This is a genomic window from Bifidobacterium thermophilum, from assembly GCF_037482445.1.
GTDB lineage: Bacteria > Actinomycetota > Actinomycetes > Actinomycetales > Bifidobacteriaceae > Bifidobacterium > Bifidobacterium thermophilum_B.
The window spans coordinates 465,444-483,097 of sequence record NZ_JBBHLY010000003.1; the positions used below are offsets into that span (position 1 = coordinate 465,444).

At 63.6% G+C, this 17,654-nt stretch carries 10 protein-coding genes; 5 read left to right on the forward strand and 5 right to left on the reverse strand.

The window, feature by feature from the left end:
* Positions 1–55 precede the first annotated feature (55 nt).
* On the forward strand, positions 56–1,174 hold the full coding sequence (locus WD012_RS04590) for a LacI family DNA-binding transcriptional regulator (RefSeq protein ID WP_339562576.1): 1,119 nt from the start codon (positions 56–58) through the stop codon (positions 1,172–1,174).
* Here WD012_RS04590 and WD012_RS04595 read toward each other — a convergent pair.
* The 3 genes from WD012_RS04595 to WD012_RS04605 all read right to left on the reverse strand — a co-directional run bounded on the left by WD012_RS04595 (position 1,145) and on the right by WD012_RS04605 (position 4,264).
* The gene (locus WD012_RS04595; protein WP_339562577.1) at positions 1,145–2,710 is read right to left on the reverse strand and encodes an ABC transporter ATP-binding protein; all 1,566 of its coding nucleotides are present in this window, start codon (positions 2,708–2,710) and stop codon (positions 1,145–1,147) included. The two genes, WD012_RS04590 and WD012_RS04595, sit on opposite strands and share 30 nt — an antisense overlap.
* Positions 2,707–3,441, reverse strand: a complete 735-nt coding sequence (locus WD012_RS04600) for an energy-coupling factor transporter transmembrane component T (RefSeq protein WP_339562578.1) — start codon at positions 3,439–3,441, stop codon at positions 2,707–2,709. Before WD012_RS04600 ends, WD012_RS04595 begins: the two co-directional genes overlap by 4 nt.
* Positions 3,442–3,514: 73 nt before the next feature.
* The gene (locus WD012_RS04605) at positions 3,515–4,264 is read right to left on the reverse strand and encodes an MptD family putative ECF transporter S component (RefSeq protein ID WP_339562579.1); all 750 of its coding nucleotides are present in this window, start codon (positions 4,262–4,264) and stop codon (positions 3,515–3,517) included.
* Between the two features lie 564 nt (positions 4,265–4,828).
* Between WD012_RS04605 and WD012_RS04610 the strand changes: the two genes are divergently transcribed.
* Positions 4,829–8,536: a thiol reductant ABC exporter subunit CydD/CydC gene (locus tag WD012_RS04610; RefSeq protein WP_339562580.1), complete on the forward strand. Its 3,708-nt coding sequence runs from the start codon at positions 4,829–4,831 to the stop codon at positions 8,534–8,536.
* Positions 8,537–8,707: 171 nt separating this feature from the next.
* Positions 8,708–10,651, forward strand: a complete 1,944-nt coding sequence (locus tag WD012_RS04615; protein ID WP_339562581.1) for a DUF4012 domain-containing protein — start codon at positions 8,708–8,710, stop codon at positions 10,649–10,651.
* A gap of 99 nt (positions 10,652–10,750) precedes the next feature.
* Here WD012_RS04615 and WD012_RS04620 read toward each other — a convergent pair whose 3' ends face one another.
* Together WD012_RS04620 and WD012_RS04625 are read right to left on the reverse strand one after the other, a co-directional pair.
* Positions 10,751–11,530 (reverse strand): SDR family oxidoreductase, encoded by a 780-nt coding sequence (locus tag WD012_RS04620; protein ID WP_339562582.1) that lies wholly within the window; start codon positions 11,528–11,530, stop codon positions 10,751–10,753.
* 64 nt (positions 11,531–11,594) lie between these two features.
* Positions 11,595–12,920, reverse strand: a complete 1,326-nt coding sequence (locus WD012_RS04625) for an aminotransferase class III-fold pyridoxal phosphate-dependent enzyme (protein ID WP_339562583.1) — start codon at positions 12,918–12,920, stop codon at positions 11,595–11,597.
* 210 nt (positions 12,921–13,130) lie between these two features.
* Between WD012_RS04625 and WD012_RS04630 the strand changes: the two genes are divergently transcribed.
* Together WD012_RS04630 and WD012_RS04635 are read left to right on the forward strand one after the other, a co-directional pair.
* A complete protein-coding gene (locus WD012_RS04630) occupies positions 13,131–15,101 on the forward strand; it encodes an aminotransferase-like domain-containing protein (protein WP_339562584.1) in 1,971 nt (656 codons plus the stop codon).
* 1,230 nt (positions 15,102–16,331) lie between these two features.
* On the forward strand, positions 16,332–17,228 hold the full coding sequence (locus WD012_RS04635; RefSeq protein ID WP_339562585.1) for a hypothetical protein: 897 nt from the start codon (positions 16,332–16,334) through the stop codon (positions 17,226–17,228).
* The last annotated feature ends 426 nt before the right edge of the window (positions 17,229–17,654 follow it).

Sequence of the window (17,654 nt, forward strand, 5' to 3'; positions counted from 1 at the left end):
GGCCTGAACCAAGACAATCCAGCCGGACTGACCAAACCCGGAAAGGATACGCACGATGGAACCCAACCGCCGCACAGCCCGCCCGTCGATGAAAGACGTGGCGGCGTTGGCGGGAGTAAGCTACCAGACCGTTTCCCGCGTCATCAACCAATCGCCGGACGTGTCGGTCGATACGCGCAACCGTGTGCGCAAAGCCATACAGCAACTCGGGTACCGGCCCAGCAATTCCGCGCGGGCGCTCGCCTCGAGCCGCTCCCGCATCATTGGCGTGATCATGGGAGGCGACCGGTTCCATGGCGCTGTACAGACCCTGCAATCAATTGAAGCGGCTGCACGGTCGCGCGGCCTGTTCGTCGCCGTGTCGATGATCCGCAAGGCCATGTGCTCGCAGAACGATTTCAACCGTCTGTGCGAAGGGTTCGATGAGCTCAATGTGGACGCGCTCATCATGATGGCGCCCACCGATGTCCTGTTCACGGCCGCCTGCCGAGCCCCCGTGTCCAAGCCGCGAATCCTCCTGACCGCGACACACGGCGGAACCGGCATCAATACCGGGTTGAACATGATCCACGACGAGGCCCAGCGTGACCGGACGGCGATCGTGGGCATCGACCAGTGGGGTGCCATGGACCGCCTGATCAGCATGGTCGCCGGATACGGCCACCATACGGCCTTGTATTTTGCGGGGCCTTCCGAATGGCGGGACGCGACGACACGGCTCGAGGCATGGCGGGAGCTGTCGGCGCAATACGCGATTTCCTCACGGATTGTGCGATGCCGCTCCTGGCGGTCCGACGAAGCCTACGCGCAGATGAACCATGTGCTGGAATATATCGGCGCGTCAGGTGCCCAATTGCCGACGGTGATTGTTGCGGCGAGCGATGCGCAGGCGATCGGCGTGGCCCGTGCGTTGCGGGAGCATGATATCCGCATCCCGCAGGATGTCAGTCTGGCCGGTTTCGACGATATCGACGTGGCAGGTGACACGTTCCCGCCGTTGACGACCATCCGTCCCGACTACCGTCAGCTCGGTGTCGCCGCGATGCGCGAGGCGCTGTTCCTGATAGGGGAGGGTCCGGAACCCGGGTACCCGGTGTCCACGTATGGTGTCGGGCAGGTCGAGGCGAAGGTCGTCAAGCGCGCGTCACTGGCGGGCGTATCGCTGGGCCGGTGATTGCGGGGCCGTAACACGCCCGAGGGAATCGCCCGGTGTTGCGGCGAGCGCATCCAGCAGCCTGCCGGCGCCGCCCGGCGTGCTGGCAGGATACCAGTCGACGAGCCGCCCGCCGGCAAGTTGCGCTACATAATCGGACACGTCGAGCGCGAATTCCGGGTCATGTGTGACCGCGACGACGGTGCGTCCACGCTGGGCAAGCCCGCGGATCAGCGAGGAGACCTCGCGCATGTGGTGCAGATCCAGCCCGCTGGTGGGTTCGTCGACGATGATGATCGGGCGTTCGCTGGCGATGGCGGCGGCGATGGCGACCCGCTGTTTCTGCCCGCCGGACAGCGACATCGGGTGACGGTCGGCAAGTCCGCTGAGCCCTAGGGAATCAAGGATATCAAGCGCGGCTTGCTTGTCTTCGTGCGGCTGGGAGAGCATGACCTCCGCGAGTACGGATTCGGTGAATAATTCGCGGTTGACGTCCTGCAGCACCGTCGTGCACGTATTCAAGCGTTGCCGTGCCTGCAATCGTGTGCCATCGGGGGCGATGAGCGTGCCGCTGCAGCGTCGGTCGAGCCCTTGCAGGCATCGTGCGAAGGTTGATTTTCCTGCGCCGTTCAGTCCGATGACCGTTGTGACGGCGCCGCATGGGATGGTCATGTCGGCGATATCAAGCGTGTCGTGGCGCGCGTGGCGGTAGCGGTACCGGAAACCGCTGACACGGTAGGCGGGCGGATTGTCGCCGTACTGCCGGGGATTGCCGCCGCCGTGTGTTGCGCGGATGCCGCGGAGCTGCTGCCGGGTCACTGGCCGCAAACCCAGACGGCGTCGTTCGTCATCGGTCAGGTCATGCCACTGTTGCCCTGTGAACCGGTGCAGGATGCGCCCGTTGTCCAGGATGACCGCGGTGTCGACAAGACCGTCAAGCCAGGCGAGACGGTGTTCCGCGATAACGACCGTCCTGCCTTCGCGCTTCCAACGGGCGACGATGTCCCGCAATGCGTTAATCGCGGTCGCGTCAAGATTGCTGGTCGGTTCGTCCAGCACCACGATTGTGGGTTGGGCGGCGGATACCGCGGCGCAGGCGACGCGCTGCCGTTGCCCGCCGCTCATATCCGCCAGGGGACGGTCCAGCAGGCCGGTCAGCGAGAATTCTCGGGCGGTGGATTCCACGCGCTCGCGGATCAGCTCGGGCGGCATGGCCAGGTTTTCGCACGCGAACGCGAGCTCATCCCTCACGTTCATGGTGAAGAACTGACTGTCGGGATTCTGGAATACCGAGCCGACACGCCCCGCCAGCGCGGCGATATCCGTGGCGCGCGTATCCGTTCCCGCAACGGTGACCGTCCCGCTCAGCGTGCCGGGGAAATACTGGGGCGCCAGGGCGTTGATGAGTCGGGTCATCGTGGTTTTCCCGCAGCCTGATGCCCCGCATAGGAGAATCACCTGGCCGGCGTCGAAGGCGATGGTCGCGTCCTGTACGCCTTCGACGCCGTTTTCGTATGCGAAGGAGACACGATTGAAATCGATCAGAACATCGGTCATGACAGTACCCCGAACGCGGTGAGCGCCCACAACGCATAGCATGCGGCGCATGAGGCCAGCAAGATGATGTCGAGGGCGTGGAAGCCGATTCGCGCGATGCTGGTGCGCTCTGCCCGGGCGCCAAGACCGCGGGTCAAGGCGGCTTGGGTGAGTTCGTCGCCGATGCGGACCATGTTGGCCACCAGCGGTACAACGCGATATTCGAGCATGCGGTTCGCCTTGCGGCCTCGGACATGCACGCCTCGCATCCGCATCGCGTCGCTGATCGCGCGCTGTTCCTCGGCGGCGGTGGGGAAGAATCTGAACATCACCGCCAAGGGGATCGTGACCGCTTGCGGGACATGCATCCGTTGCAGGGCGCTCGTCAGTTCGCTCGCCGTGGTCGTCGCCATCAGCCAGTAGGCGGCAACCCCGCTGGGCAGCATCTGCATCCACATTGCGGTCGACATCGTGGCGAACCATGCGGCTGGCCCCTGCCAGTGCGCGGCCATACGCGCCAACCCCACGCAGACGAGGGCGAACAGCCCCATCTCCAGGGCCGGTTTCAACCGTCCCGAGCCGGCCAGCAGCAGGAACGCGCAGCAGATGAGCAGACCGCGTACCCACTGCATGACCGGCGTGTCTCCGCCCGCGGAAGTCAGACAGAAACATCCGACCGTGAGGGTGAACGCGAGCTTGGTCCGCGGGTCGCACCGCAACATGCCGTGTTGTGCAATCGGGCTGATGGTCAATGTCGTCCTTCCATTAGGTCATCGGTCTCGCGGGCAGATGCAGGTCCAGTGATGTACAGGTCCACTGATCGGCTCAGGCGAGTCCTGCGCGCCGGAAATGACGACGGAGCAGCGCCAGGCCGATGAGCCCGCCGAGCAGCCCGCCGAGCAGACCGAGCACGATGACCGCGGGAAGCGTCCACGTGGGGAACAATCCCGCGAGTCTGCCGGCGTATTCAGCGCCTTTCCGGGCGCTCAGCTGCTGCAGATACGTGGCGCGACCGATGTAGAACGGCAGGAACATGCCGATGCTCCACAGGTTGAATACGGATACGGCCGCAAGGGTGATGCCGTGGCTCTCGCGCGCAGAGGTCTGCCCGCCGTTGGCGGTGTCGGCGGTCGCCCTGCCGGTTTTGGTGGCGATCAGGTCGGCGAGTATGGCGGCGACAAGCGAGGTGGCGACCGTGTAATAGTTGCCGTGCACGACACCCATGAGCAGGGCCAGCAGGATGCCCATGATGCTAATCGCCCCGAATCGGCGGCTTTTCGACATGAGCAGCAGGAGCGGCGTGGTGCCGAGCAGGCCGCAGGCGAATCCGGCGAACGGCATGCCTACGGGAATGAGATGCGTGATGAGCGCGCCGATGGAGATCATCACGAAATACAGGACGGTGTAGACGCCGATGGCGATGTAGTCGCGTGTACCGAGCCGGGTGCCGGTGAGAGCGCCGGCGGGTTCGCCCGGATTGGTTGCGTTGGTTGGGTTGGTTGCGTTGGTGACGCCGCCGGGATTGCCGGCAGACTGGGCGGATTGTTGCTGATTCTTGTTCTCGATGGTGCTCATACTTCCTCCGGACACGGTGACCGAACATGATGAACGGACGCCGTGTGATGTTGCAGGGATGCTGGTGCGCCACCTGTCCGAATCCTGGATGCCTGATGCCCTTGTCGGCCGCGTGCAATGCCGTGCGCCAAGTCTCCTGGTGCATCCGGGAGGTGCCGTCGCCACACAGGTTAGCGGCAATCAAACCAAATGTCACTAGGTCGGGGCGAAAAATCTCAAAAAACCGTGAAGCCGTCTCACCCGCCGCTGCCGCCTCGTCGCGCCCCCTACTCTGTCTGCGTGGCTGTCCGACCGGCTCTCCGGCCACCTTGCCATACGGGATTATGGAGTCTTCGTCGCGGTTTGCGAAACCTCTGGTGAACCCCAAGACAATCAGCTACAATACCCCCATTGTGATCGTGACCGTATGCGACCGGCATGCAGTGTCTGAATCGTCTGATTCCCAAGGCCCCCAGGCCACGCCATAGATGCGCGGGCGCCCGGGCATTACGGCAGGCGACACGGCGCCGAGGCCACCGGCACGAGGCCAACAACGTTCATACGCATATGCGGAAAGGGGTCGGCATGTTCGATAAGCGGCTGTTTTCGCTGACACCAGGAGTCAAACGCCTGGTCGCCGCGAAGGTGGCGTGCCTATGGGTGTCGCTACTGGCGGATATCGCGTTCGCCTATGTTCTGGTGGGTTTGCTCGGCAACATCCTGGGGTACGTCGAGCCGCTGGACGCGTTGAAATGCACGCAGGTCAACACGCTCGGCCGCTGCCTGAACCCGGCCCAGACCCAAGGCGATTCCGCGCTCGAAGCCGGCAAGCACGCCCTGACCGCCTACCCGGACAATTACGGCATGTTCATCCTGTTCATCGCCGTCATCGTCGTAGTCAAATACGTGGCGACCAGATGCGCCGCATACTTCGGCACCCGCGCCAGCGAAAGCGTCAAGCTCGCCCTGCGTGAGAAGCTGTACCGTAAGATGCTGCAGCTCGGCCCCTCCTACGCCCAGCACGTGCGCACCTCCGATGTCGTCCAGTCCGCGGGCGAGGGCATCGAACAGATCCAGAGCTTCTTCGAACTGTTCCTGCCACAACTGTTCTACGCGATTCTCGCGCCGATCACCCTGTTCATCTTCGTCGCCCCCGTCAACTGGCCGGCCGCGCTGGTGCTGCTCGTCTGCGCCCCGCTCATCGTCGTCGTCGTGGGACTGGTGGCGATGAGCGCCTCGCGCGTATTCAAGAAATACTGGGGCAAATACACCGATATGGGCGCCGCCTTCCTCGATGACCTGCAAGGCCTGGAAACCCTGAAGACCTTCGACGCCGACGGACGCGCCGCCGAAGACATGGACCACAAGGCCGAGGAATTCCGCGTCATGACCATGCGCGTGCTGCAGATCCAGCTGCGTTCACTGTCAGTGATGGACCTGGTGGCGTATGGCGGTACCGCGGCGGGTATCGGCGTGGCGATCTGGCAGTTCATGATTGGGCAGATCTGGCTTCCCGCCGCCCTGGTCGTCGTGCTGCTGTCCGCGAGTTTCTTCCTGCCGCTACGCCAGCTGGGCTCCTACTTCCACGTGGCGATGAACGGCATGACCTCCACGAAGCGTATTTTCGCGCTGCTTGACACCCCGGTGCCGCAGCACGGCAATATCCGCCTGCCTTCGGTGGCTGACTCGGTGTCGGTGACCTTCGACCAGGTCGGCTTCTCCTACGCGTCGGAGCATGGCGCCAAGCCGGCGCTGCATGATGTCGGCTTCACTGCGCAACCGGGCCAGCTGACCGCCATCGTCGGCGTATCGGGGTCAGGCAAGTCCACGGCTGCCGGTCTGCTCGGAGGGTCGCTGGTCGGCTACGACGGCTCGATCCGTCTCGGCTACTCGCTGCTGGGCACGTCGACGGACGTGGAACTGAGCAGTGTCTCGGAGCAGTCGCTGACCGGTGCGGTCACGGTGGTGGGCGCGCGCAGCCACCTGTTTGCCGGCACCCTGCGGCAGAACCTGGTCATGGCCAAGCCGGATGCGACCGACAACGACCTGTGGGTCGCGCTGCATCAGGCGCGTATCGACGATTTTGTCTGCGCCCAGCCCGGCGGTCTGGACATGCGGATCGAACAGGATGCCGCGAACCTGTCCGGCGGCCAGCGGCAGCGGTTCGCCATCGCCCGGGCGCTGCTGCGCGATAGCGCGGTCTACGTGTTCGACGAGGCGACCAGCAGCGTGGACGTGGACAGCGAGAACCGTATCCTTGCCACGATCCGCGACCTGGCCGACCGCAAGACCGTGCTGATGATCACACACCGCGTCGCCAATGCGGTACTTGCCGACCAGATCGTGGTGTTCGACCGCGGCACGGTCGTGCAGACCGGTCAGCATGACGCCCTCGTGGTGACCGACGGCGTGTACGCCAAACTGTTCCGCGCCCAGGCGGTCTACGAGCATGTCTCGCACCGTGATGACGCGCGCATGCCGGTCGGCCATGAGCAGATACGCCGACTCGATGGGACAGACAGCCGACCGCGGCGCGGCGCCGTCTCGCAGCTGCCCGCCGCCTCCGCGCGGACGCGGGGCGAGACATCGCAGCATGCGGGTACGAAGGACTCGCCCGCTTCAACGCCGGACGGCGGGCGGGCCACCAAGCCGATGGGCACGATGGCCGTCATCGGGCGTCTGCTGCGCGAAGTCGGGCCGTTGAGCCTGTACATGGTGCAGGCGTGCCTGTACGGGACCATCGGTCACCTGTCGGCGACATTCCTGCCCGTGTTCGGCGTATGTGCGCTGTTCGCGCATCTGGGCCACCCGGTGTGGGGGCTTTCCGCCCGGGTGTCGGTCATCTGCATGGTGGCGTGCGGCTTGGTGCGCGGCATCATGCGGTATGCGGAACAATACATGAACCATAATGTCGCGTTCCGCCTGCTCGCCCTGTTCCGCTCGAAGGCGTTCGCCGCCCTGCGTCGTCTCGCCCCGGCCAAACTGGCCGGCAAAGGCAAGGGCGACCTCATTTCGCTGGTCACCACGGATGTCGAACTGCTGGAGATCTTCTTCGCCCATACAATCTCACCGGTCGTGATCGCGGTCGTGACCACGGTGGTGTTCGCGGTCGCCGCGTTCACGCTTGACCCATGGTTCGCCCTGCTGCTGGTGGTCGCGCATCTGCTCGTCGGCGTGCTGCTGCCCCAGCGCTTCGCGTCGAGCGTGCGGACGCTCGGCCCGAAAATCCGCAAGTATTCGGCGCAGCTCGATGACGTCATGCTCGATGACATGCGCGGCCTTGACGAGATCATCCGCTTCGGCCAAGGCAGGCGCCGGCTGGGCAACATCGTTTCCCGCACACGCCGTCTGTGGTCGGAACGTGCGCGCCTGAGCCGCAGGAACGGACGGTTCACCGCCATCGGCGGCCTCCTGGTCATCGCGGCCTCGGTCGGCGCGGTCATGCTGGCGCTGTATCTGGCACAGGCCAACCCGTTCGACATCCCGAACACGGTCACCGCCGTGGTACTGATCGCCAGCTCCTTCGGGCCGACACTCGCCCTGAGCGCCCTTCCCGCCAATCTGACGCAGACCTTCGCCGCGGCCCGCCGCATGTTCGCGCTGCTCGACGAACAGCCGGCGGTGGTGGAAACTGGCCGCGAGCAGCCCGCATACGACGGCATGGCCTTCGAGCACGTCGACTTCTCCTACCGCGCCGGCCAGCCGATTGTGCACGACCTGTCGCTCGCGGTGCCGAAATCCGGTATCCTCGGCATCCAAGGGCCGTCCGGTCGCGGCAAATCCACGGTGCTCAAGCTGCTCATGCGCTACTGGGATCCGCAGCGCGGCCAGGTCAGCTTCTCCGGAACCCCGCTGCCGCAGGTCGACGCCGCGTATCGCCGGCGCTCGCAGACCATGATGAGCCAGGAAACCTACCTGTTCGACGGCACGATCGCAGACAACCTGCGGATCGCCGACGAGCATGCGAGCGATGACGAGCTGCGTGAAGCGCTGCGCAAGGCGTCGGCGCTCGACCTGGTCGAATCGTTGCCGGACGGCATGGGCACGCAGGTCGGCGAGCTTGGCGGACGCCTGTCTGAAGGCGAGCGGCAGCGCATCGGCCTGGCACGCGTCTTCCTGCGCAAGGCGGACCTGGTCCTGTTCGATGAGCCGACCAGCCGTCTGGATGCCTTGAACGAGGCGGTGATTCTCACCTCGATCAACCAGCTGGCACAGGAGAGCGACATCGCCATGGTGCTGGTCTCGCACCGGCAGTCCACGATGCGTGTGGCCGATAGGGTGGTCCGCGTCTGAGCCGTACGCGTCCTGTCGTCCACGCAAACGTGGAACAACAGTGGATATCCCATGGCGTTCGCCCTGATCCGATAGGTCATGGGGGATAATATCCCCGGTTGGAACATCGCCGGCCATGCTCGATACGGCCCGGCGAAGGCCTTGGCGGCCCGGCAATCGGTGAGGAGAAATATGAGCAGACATTCCGCAGAACACAGCCACACGCCTCGCAGCCATGGCAAGCGCCGGCATATCTGGCCGTGGATCGTGCTCGCCGTAGTGGTCGTTGTTGCGGCTGCGGCAGCGGTGTCGGCGTTGACGCTCTACCGTCAGGCCATGGAAGTCAAGGCCCATGAGGAGAAGGCGATCTCGCTGATGTCCGGGCTGAAGGGACTGTCAGGCTCGGACGCCTCCAGTGTCGGCAAGGACACCGTGGACTCCATCAACGCGGTATTGCCGCAATTGCAGTCGGAAACCGCCGCGGCGCAGAAGATCACCGACGGCAGGCTGTGGGATATCGCCTCGCACCTGCCGGTATACGGCAATGACATCACCACGGTCCGCGGCATGACGCGCATCGTGCACCAGCTGACCACGCAGCCGCTGCCGCAGCTGAGCAATACGCTCAGCACCCTGGCCAACACCCCGTTGACCACGGATGACGGGTCGTTGAACCTCGAGCCGATCACTCAGGCCGCCACTTCGATGAAAGCGGCGAACAAGCCGTTGCAGCAGCTGGTCAAGCAGTATGACGCGCTGCCCAGACCGAAGATCGACAGGATCGCGACGGCGTACGAGGCCGGCAGGAAGCAGCTCACCGCTGCGGGCACCACTATCGACAACCTGTCGAACGCATTGGACATCATTCCTGGCTTCCTGGGGTCCGGCGGCGCAAAGACCTACGCCGTGATGGCGATGACCACCTCCGAGGCACGTTCCAGCGGCGGTCTGATTGGTTCTGTGGGTGTGATGACTACCGATAACGGCAAGATTTCGGTTGGCGATTTCCGTTCGAACACCGAGTACTTACCATACGGCGCCGGGAATCCAACTGCGGACGAGCAGCGCATTTTCAAGGATTGGGGGCCGTTGCAGATGTCCATAGATTTGCGCGACCTAGCCGTATACCCAGACACCGGACGTGTTGCTGAAGATATGCGTACTATCTGGCAGCGTACTCCTTGGGGTGTGGGGCAAAATCTCGACGGTGTAATTACTGTCGATCCGGTATTCCTGCAGAAGATGGTCGCGATCAACGGGCAGGTCACCCTGTCGGACGGCCGTGTGCTCACCGGCGACAACACTGCGGAATTCCTGCTCAACACCGTGTACAAGGAGTATCCGGTGAGTATGCAGGACCAGTATTTCACCGAGGTCGCAACCCAATCAATCAGCGCGATGTTCTCGAATATCAACCTCACGAAGCTCACGCAGGTCGGGCAGGCGATGTCCTCGCTCGCGCAGGGCCGTCACTTCTCCATGTACAGCTTCGATGAGGCGACGGAAGCCTCGCTCAAGTCCGCCGGCTTCACGGCATCCACGCCGGATGACGAGGCCAACCCGAAGATCGGCGTGTACATCACCGAGCAGAACCCCTCCAAGATGGACTGGTACGTGCACCGCACGACCAAGATCACACGCACGTCGTGCAACGGCGACGGTTCGCAGACCTACCACGTGGAATACACGTTGAATAACACGCTGGCTTCCACTGAAGCTGCTACGCTGCCGGACTATATCAACAGTGGAACCTATGCGTTGCAACGGTTACGCGTCAAGCTGGGAACCAACACGTTGATTAACGGAAATACCGGCAGTTCAAAAATACCTAATCTTACGCTGGGTACCGCAGCAGAAAAGATGTTGATTTATCCACCTGCCGGTGGCAAGATTTCGCATGTTTCTTCCAAAGGTTCCGGAACCATGTATGTGAATCCTCGGAGCACCACCCTGAATGGTAAAGCCGTCACAACGACCTTGGCACTGTTGACTCCTGGGCAGTCACTCACCTACTCCTTCGACGTGACCACCTCGCCGAAGGCCACGGCGGACCTCGGTGTCGACCAGACGCCGATGGGCTGGGAGGATCCCGGGGTGAGCGTGGACACCTCGGCGTGCGCCATCGGGGCGAAATAACGCCGGCACGGCCGGCGGTATGCAACGGCACCTGGACGGCTCATTATCCAAGCCGTCCAGGTGCCGTTTGCCATAACGGCCTGGAGACCCGTGGAAAACCTATTTGCGGTACACCTTGGTGTAGGAGCCTTCCGCGCGCGGCCTGACCACGATCGAGTCGATATCCACCGTGTCGGGCTGGTCGAGCGCCCAGCGGATGCATTCGGCGATATCCTCGGCTTTCAGCGGGTCCGGCACACCGGCATACACGGCTGCGGCCTTGGCGGCGTCACCATGGAATCGGTGCATAGAGAACTCGTCGGTGTGCACCATGCCGGGGGAGATGTCGACCACGCGGATCGGCTCGCCGATCATCTCGAGCCTCAGGACCCGTGCCATGACGCGTTCGGCGAACTTCGACGCGCAATACCCGGCACCGCCCTCATACGGTTCGATGCCGGCCGTGGAGGAGATGACAAGCACGGTTCCGGCAGACTTCTTGAGCGCGGGGAGCAGCTTCTGTGTCATGCGCAGCGTGCCGAGCACGTTGAGCTCGTACATGGCCCGCCAATCGTCGATGCTCGCGGTGGCGACCGGATCCTTGCCGATGGCTCCGCCCGCGCAGTTGACCAGCGCTTTGACCGGCCCGCCGGCAAGGATCGTTTCAACCGCCGTTTGTGCGCTTGATTCGTCGGTGATGTCTGCGGCGATTGCTTCGACCGTATCGCCGAGTTCCTGTGCCAGCGCGTCAAGGCGCTCTGCCCTGCGGGCCAGTGCCACGACATGCCATCCGTCGGCGACCAGCGAGCGGACCGTCGCCGCGCCGATGCCGCTGGACGCCCCGGTGACGACCGCGCGTGTGATGCCGTCCGCTGATGGTGTTGTTGCCTGTGCTGTCATAATCGGCTTTCCTTTCTGTATGAGTTGTGTCCGTAAAGAGTTGTGCCCGCAAGGATTCTTGCGGTCAGCAACCTGCCGCCGTCATCGCCTTGTCCAGTCGGGCGACGCCTTCAGCGGCTTCTTCGGCGCTGATCACGCAGGGCGGGGTCACGTGGATGCGATTGTTGTGCACGCCGAGCACCAGGTTCAGCTTGTCCGCTTCCGCCACGATCCGCTGCATGCTGGCGTCGTCGAGCGGCTCCTTGGTGGTCCGGTCGGCAACCAGCTCCACCGCCCAGAACACGCCTTTGCCGCGCACCTCGCCGATGGTCGGATGATGCTCAATCAGCGCCTGGAGGCCCGGCCCGAGTACGTCCCGGCCGACATCATGCGCATTGTCGACGATATGCTCGCGTTCCATCGCCTCCTGCGTGGCCACAATCGCACCCATCGCCAGCGGGTGCCCGGAATACGTCAGCCCTCCCGGGAACACGACATCATCGAAATACCTGGCGACCGGATCGGACATGATCACGCCGCCAGCCGGCACGTACCCGGAATTGCAGCCCTTGGCGAAGGTGATGATATCCGGCGTGTAATCGTAGTCGTCGAGCGCGAACCAGAATCCGGTTCGCCCGAAGCCGGCCATCACCTCGTCGGTGATCATCAGGATGCCATATTTGCGGGTGATTTCGCGCACGCCCTTGAAATAATCCTTCGGCGGGATGATGATGCCCGCGGTGCCGGGAATCGATTCCAGCAGCACGGCGGCGATGGTGTCCGGCCCCTCGAACTCGATCACATGCTCGAGATGGGTGAGCGCACGCTCGCACTCCTCGTCCTGCGTGGCGGCGAAGAACTCGGATCGGTACAGGTACGGCGTGAAGAAGTGGACGTGGCCGCGCGCGTAATCGTTGGGCTTGCGCCTCCAGTCGCCGGTCGCGCTGATCGCGGCGCCCGTATTGCCGTGGTAGCAGCGGTAGGAGGAGAGGATCTTGTCGCGCCCGGTGACCAGACGTGCCGCGCGCATGGCGTTCTCGTTCGCGTCGGCGCCCGCGTTCGTGAAGAACACCTTGTCGAATCCTTCAGGCGCGCGGCGCGCCACGAGCGAGGCGGCACGGCCACGGGCGAGGTTCGCGTAGTCGGGGCCGATGGTGGCGAGCAGTTCGGCCTGTTTCTTGATGCCTTCGACGACCGCGGGGTGCTGGTAGCCGATATTCACGTTGACCTGCTGGCTGGTGAAGTCCAGCATTTCGCGGCCGTCCGCGTAGTTGAGCCACACGCCGTGGCCGGTGACCACCTCGGTGGGGTGGAGATTGCGCTGCGCGTGCCAGGAGTGGAAGACGTGCGCGCGGTCCAACGCGTAGGCGTCATCCCAGATCGTCTCATCTGCCGAGCAATCGTGTCCCATGATGTGTCCTTTCCTTGAAGGGTTCCGGCGGTCTGCCGGGCTGCGTTCATTTGGCATTGTGGGCAATGGACATTTCGTGATTCGTTTGGACATTTCCTGATGGGCGCCACCGTGAAACACCGGAATAACGCGGATTGGCAATACTGGGAATGTCAGCGCGGAGCATACGCATATCCGGTCGGCAGCGGATGAAGAGCATGGGAGGGTGAAATGATCACAGACAACAATCACAATGATTCGCACGATCCGGCCAGGCCGGCCATCTCGATCGAGGCTGAACGCCTCGCCGGATTCGTACGCACCCAGACCGCCACCGCCACGCCGCAACGCATCGTCGAATCCCTGACCACACTGGTATCAACCGAAGTCCTCGTGGAAGGAACCCGGCTGCCGACCGTCCGCGCGCTCGCCGAAGCGCTCCACGTCAGCCCCGCCACAGTCTCCTCCGCCTACCACATGCTCGCACGGTCCGGAGTCATCCACTCGCGCGGGCGCGCCGGCACTTACGTCCTGCCGCAAGCGCTCTCAGAAGTCACCGCCCCGCCCGCATCCGCCATATTCACCGGCGAGACGGCGGACAGCCCGATCGGCGCAGCCCGAACGCCCCGGCGCTCAGGCGCATCGTCAACCGCCGCGATGCCCGACACCCGTGGGAACGGCGGCACCGCAGGAGCATCCCGTGAGCCACAAGCACGGGTGCGCTTGCGGCCCGACGGGCATACCCTGCAGGCCGCCACCGCGCACACCCCGGTCATCGACTTGTCCCGCGGTACCCCCGACAACACGCTCCTGCCGACCATCCGCCCATACCTCGTCCGGCTCGGCAACCGGAGGGCATTCGTGAACTCGTACACCGGACCGACCATCCTTCCCATGCTGGAAGATGAGCTGCGCGCCGACTGGCCCTACGACCCGCAAGCGATGACCATGGTTTCCGGCGCAGGGGACGGTCTTGCGCTCGCTATCGCCACATTCGTCCGGCATGGCGACGTGGTGGTCGTCGAATCGCCCACCTATCCGTTCATCCTCGACGTGCTGCGCGAACGCGGGGCTATCGCCGTGGGCGTGCCGGTCGACGAGGAGGGCATGGACCCCAATCGTCTGCTCGACGTGCTGGAACGTTTCGGCGCTGCCGCTGGGATGACACGCGACCAAGGCCGTCGCATCAGCATGATCATCCTCCAGCCGCGCGCCCAGAATCCGACGGGCATCAGCTATACGACACCACGCCTGTCGGCAATCGCCCGCGTGCTGCGCATCTGGGAGCAGGAGGCCGCCGGGCGTGACATGCCGCTTGTCGTCGAGGATGACAGCAGCGGTATGGTTGCCGACGTGTTCGCCGTGTCCTTGGGGTCGCTGCTGCCGGACAGGGTGATTCACATCCGCAGCTTCTCCAAATCGCACGGGCCCGACCTGCGGCTTGCCGCCTTGTCAGGGCCGCGTGATGCCGTCGACGCGATTGTGGAACGGCGGCGTCTTGGTGCCGGCTGGGTCAGCAGATTCCTTCAGGAACTGCTGTGCGAGATGCTCGCCGACCGTCAGGCGTACGCGACCATCGCGAGCGCCAGGCACACGTATGCGCTCAGACGCAAGACCATGGCGGTGCTGCTTGAGCGGTTCGGACTCAGTACCATTCCAGGAAGCGGATTCAACATGTGGCTGCCGGTCCGTGACCCGGTGGCGGCACGGCGGATTCTCGCGCAGGAGCATATCCGTGTGGCCGAGGGCGGCCGGTTTCTGCCGGAATTCAGGGTTTCCACCGGTGATGACGGGCTGCATGCGCCGGAACGCGTCATCGGAGGCGAGGCATGGATGGGCGGTGCGGTGACCGGTGATGCCGGTGATGGTGTTGGCGGTGGTGTTGGCGGTGCGGTGACCGGTGGTGCGAGTGGCGCGGGTGCGACCGCCGGTGTCGCCGGTGTCGCCGGAACGGCTGGCGTGCGCGGCAATGATGATGGGCGGGCTGCCAGGCAGACGGGAATCGCCAGAATGAACGCGGCCGGTGGCGGGGGTGGTGCTGGTGGCGTAGGTGTTGGTGTCGGCGGTGCAGACCTCGCCAGTGCGACATCGTTGACGGGTGCGCGCATAGCGCAGAACCATGCGATGCGGGTGACGATCTCACAGCCCGATGCAATCACCGAGCGGGTCGCCCAATGCCTCGCGCGGGCCGCGACCGCGTGACCTGCAGGATACGCGGTCGCCCATCCGCGACAGCCGGCAATGCCTCGCGAGGGAACGGCCGTCGCATGGTCTGCTATCCGGACTTCCTGTTGCGCGGGCCGTGTCTCCTGCCTGTGTGTGGTCCACAGTCTGCGAACCGGATTCCGATTCCAACAGTGTGGAGATGATGCCGTCCCGTCACACGCGCCATCAGCCGTGCACCCAGCACGAATCATTGAAACTCCGCCATTCCGGCTTTTCAAACTCGCCCCTGATCCAATCCAGCTCCTCGGTATCCTTTCCGCACCGTGTATTTGCCTTCGTGATTTCTCAGGCGTAGAGGCCACCCGGTCCTTCCGGTCCTGCCTGGTGGTGGGGTGTGATGGCCAAAACCGCGTGGTTCCGCCAATCCTGCCTCCCGAGTTCACCTCCGTCTGCCCCATCCCCTCGGTATCCTTTCCGCACTGTACGTATCGCTGGGTGATTCATCACTTGCGGAGCCACTGAGGCGACGGACGGACGCTCCTGCGGTTTGCCATTTTCCAGGATCGGCGTAATCCTGCCATTCCGGCCTCACCGGCTCTTCTCTGATCTGGTCCCGCCTCCCGGTATCCTTTCCGCACCGTGTATTTACCTTCGTGATCTCTCAGGCATGGAGGCCACCGGCCCTTCCGGTCCTGCCTGGTGGTGGGGTGTGATGGCCAAAACCGCGTGGTTCCGCCAATCCGACCCTCTCGCCTTGTCTCTGACCCGCCCTCATTCCCACGGTATCCTTTCCATACCGTGCGCGTTGCTGTGTGATGTGTCGCGTACGGAGCGGTTCGGGTGCCGGTCGGGCGTCCTCGCGGTTTACCGTATTCCGAGGATTGGCGTGATCCCGCCATTTTGCCTGTCGCTGCCTGCCTTGCCTCGTTCCGCATGTCCCGGTTCAGCCTCTGTCTCTTCGGTATCCATTCCATACGATGGTTATCGATGGTTGATTCTATGGGTATGGAGGCCACCCGGCTCTTCCAGTCCTGTCCGGTGGCGGCGTGTGAGCCACAAACCGCGTGATTCCGCCATTCCTACTTCCCGGTCCCATTCCCGATCCGCCCCATCCCCTCGGTATCCTTTCCGCACCGTGCGGATTCCAGCCGATTCGCCGGCTCCGGAAAACCATCGCCATGCTCTCACCGCGCCGGTATCCCATCTTCCGACCACATTGGCCTCCCGGCTTCGACCAGCACGCCCCACACACCGTACTGTCGAATCATGACCGAACAACAGCACATCAACCAGCAGCAGTACAAGCCCATTACCGGGCAAACACTGGCCGAGCGCCAGCAACGCACCTGGCAGGCATGCCGTCATCTGGATTTCATCGGGGCGATCTCACATGTCACCGCATTGGATTTCTGGCGTGTCGAACGTCCCGAACGATTCATCGGCACGGAATCCATCCATATCACCGTCCGTGACGACAAGCATCGCAAACAGCCGGTCCCCGGCACGCGCATCCACATGTGGAGCCGTTTATCAGACCGCCATATCCGTACGACGCAAGACGGGCTGCATGTCCTCGGGCCCGAAGCCACATGGGCGCTGATGGCCCAGAGTCTCCACATCGATGAGCTCATCGAGGTGGCGGAATCGCTGATTCGCCACCGGCACACCACCAAGCAACGGTTGCACGAGTTTGTTGAGGCCGAATCGTTTCTGGGCAAGAAACGTTGCCGTCTCGCTCTTGTGCTGACCGTTCCCGGCAGTGATTCACCCAAGGAAACACAGTTGCGGCTGTGCTTGCACGCGTTCGGGCTTCGGCATTTCGCGGTGAATTACCGGGTTCCCGGTATGGCGTCCGAGCATGGTGGCGCGGTGACACTTGACCTCGCCGACTCTGAACTGCTGATCGGTATTGAATATGAGGGCGATCATCACCGCACCGATAAGCTCCAGTGGCGGCGTGATATCAGCAAGCGACGCCAGTTGGAGGCGGCAGGCTGGACCATCATGCGGGTGACGCAGCTTGATTTGTCGACCGATATGCGGCGGGCCGGTCTTGCGTTCAGTGTGGCGATGCTGCGTGCACGGAAGACGGGGCAGCCTGTCAGCCTGTCGACGCCGATTCCCTGGCATCAGCTTGCCGACCGTCGCAAACACCTGTTGTGATGGCCGATATTGTACGGTCGGGGGATTGACTGCTGTTCCGTGCGATTGGAGTCGACACTTGATTCCCATGGTGTGGAGCAGTAACCATGGTCGATGCCGGGCAACGGGTGCCGTGCAATCCTTCTGGATGTTGATATTCCGCGGTTTTCGAGGCAATCGTGATTTCGTATGCCGTCCGCATCGGCCCCGGATCCGGCGCACCGGCGATATCGGCGACCGATACCCATGGTGTGGAACAGCAGCCATGGATAATTGAGCAGGCGACCGGGTCCATCGGCAGCAAGACCATTGGAATCATGCGGTTTATGCGGCCCCATCCGCCATCCGGGCAACTCAACTGTCCGGTTACCTTTCCACACGATAGGAATCGGCCTCCAAACCCGGCATCACGGACAGCGAGAGGCTGATTCCGCCCGCCCGTGCGCA

What these genes read in the sequence shown, in the direction of transcription:
- WD012_RS04590 (WP_339562576.1), top strand. Translation starts at nt 56, where the DNA reads ATGGAACCCAACCGCCGCACAGCCCGCCCGTCGATGAAAGACGTGGCG.
- WD012_RS04595 (WP_339562577.1), bottom strand. Translation starts at nt 2,710, where the DNA reads ATGACCGATGTTCTGATCGATTTCAATCGTGTCTCCTTCGCATACGAA.
- WD012_RS04605 (WP_339562579.1), bottom strand. Translation starts at nt 4,264, where the DNA reads ATGAGCACCATCGAGAACAAGAATCAGCAACAATCCGCCCAGTCTGCC.
- WD012_RS04610 (WP_339562580.1), top strand. Translation starts at nt 4,829, where the DNA reads ATGTTCGATAAGCGGCTGTTTTCGCTGACACCAGGAGTCAAACGCCTG.
- WD012_RS04615 (WP_339562581.1), top strand. Translation starts at nt 8,708, where the DNA reads ATGAGCAGACATTCCGCAGAACACAGCCACACGCCTCGCAGCCATGGC.
- WD012_RS04620 (WP_339562582.1), bottom strand. Translation starts at nt 11,530, where the DNA reads ATGACAGCACAGGCAACAACACCATCAGCGGACGGCATCACACGCGCG.
- WD012_RS04625 (WP_339562583.1), bottom strand. Translation starts at nt 12,920, where the DNA reads ATGGGACACGATTGCTCGGCAGATGAGACGATCTGGGATGACGCCTAC.
- WD012_RS04630 (WP_339562584.1), top strand. Translation starts at nt 13,131, where the DNA reads ATGATCACAGACAACAATCACAATGATTCGCACGATCCGGCCAGGCCG.
- WD012_RS04635 (WP_339562585.1), top strand. Translation starts at nt 16,332, where the DNA reads ATGACCGAACAACAGCACATCAACCAGCAGCAGTACAAGCCCATTACC.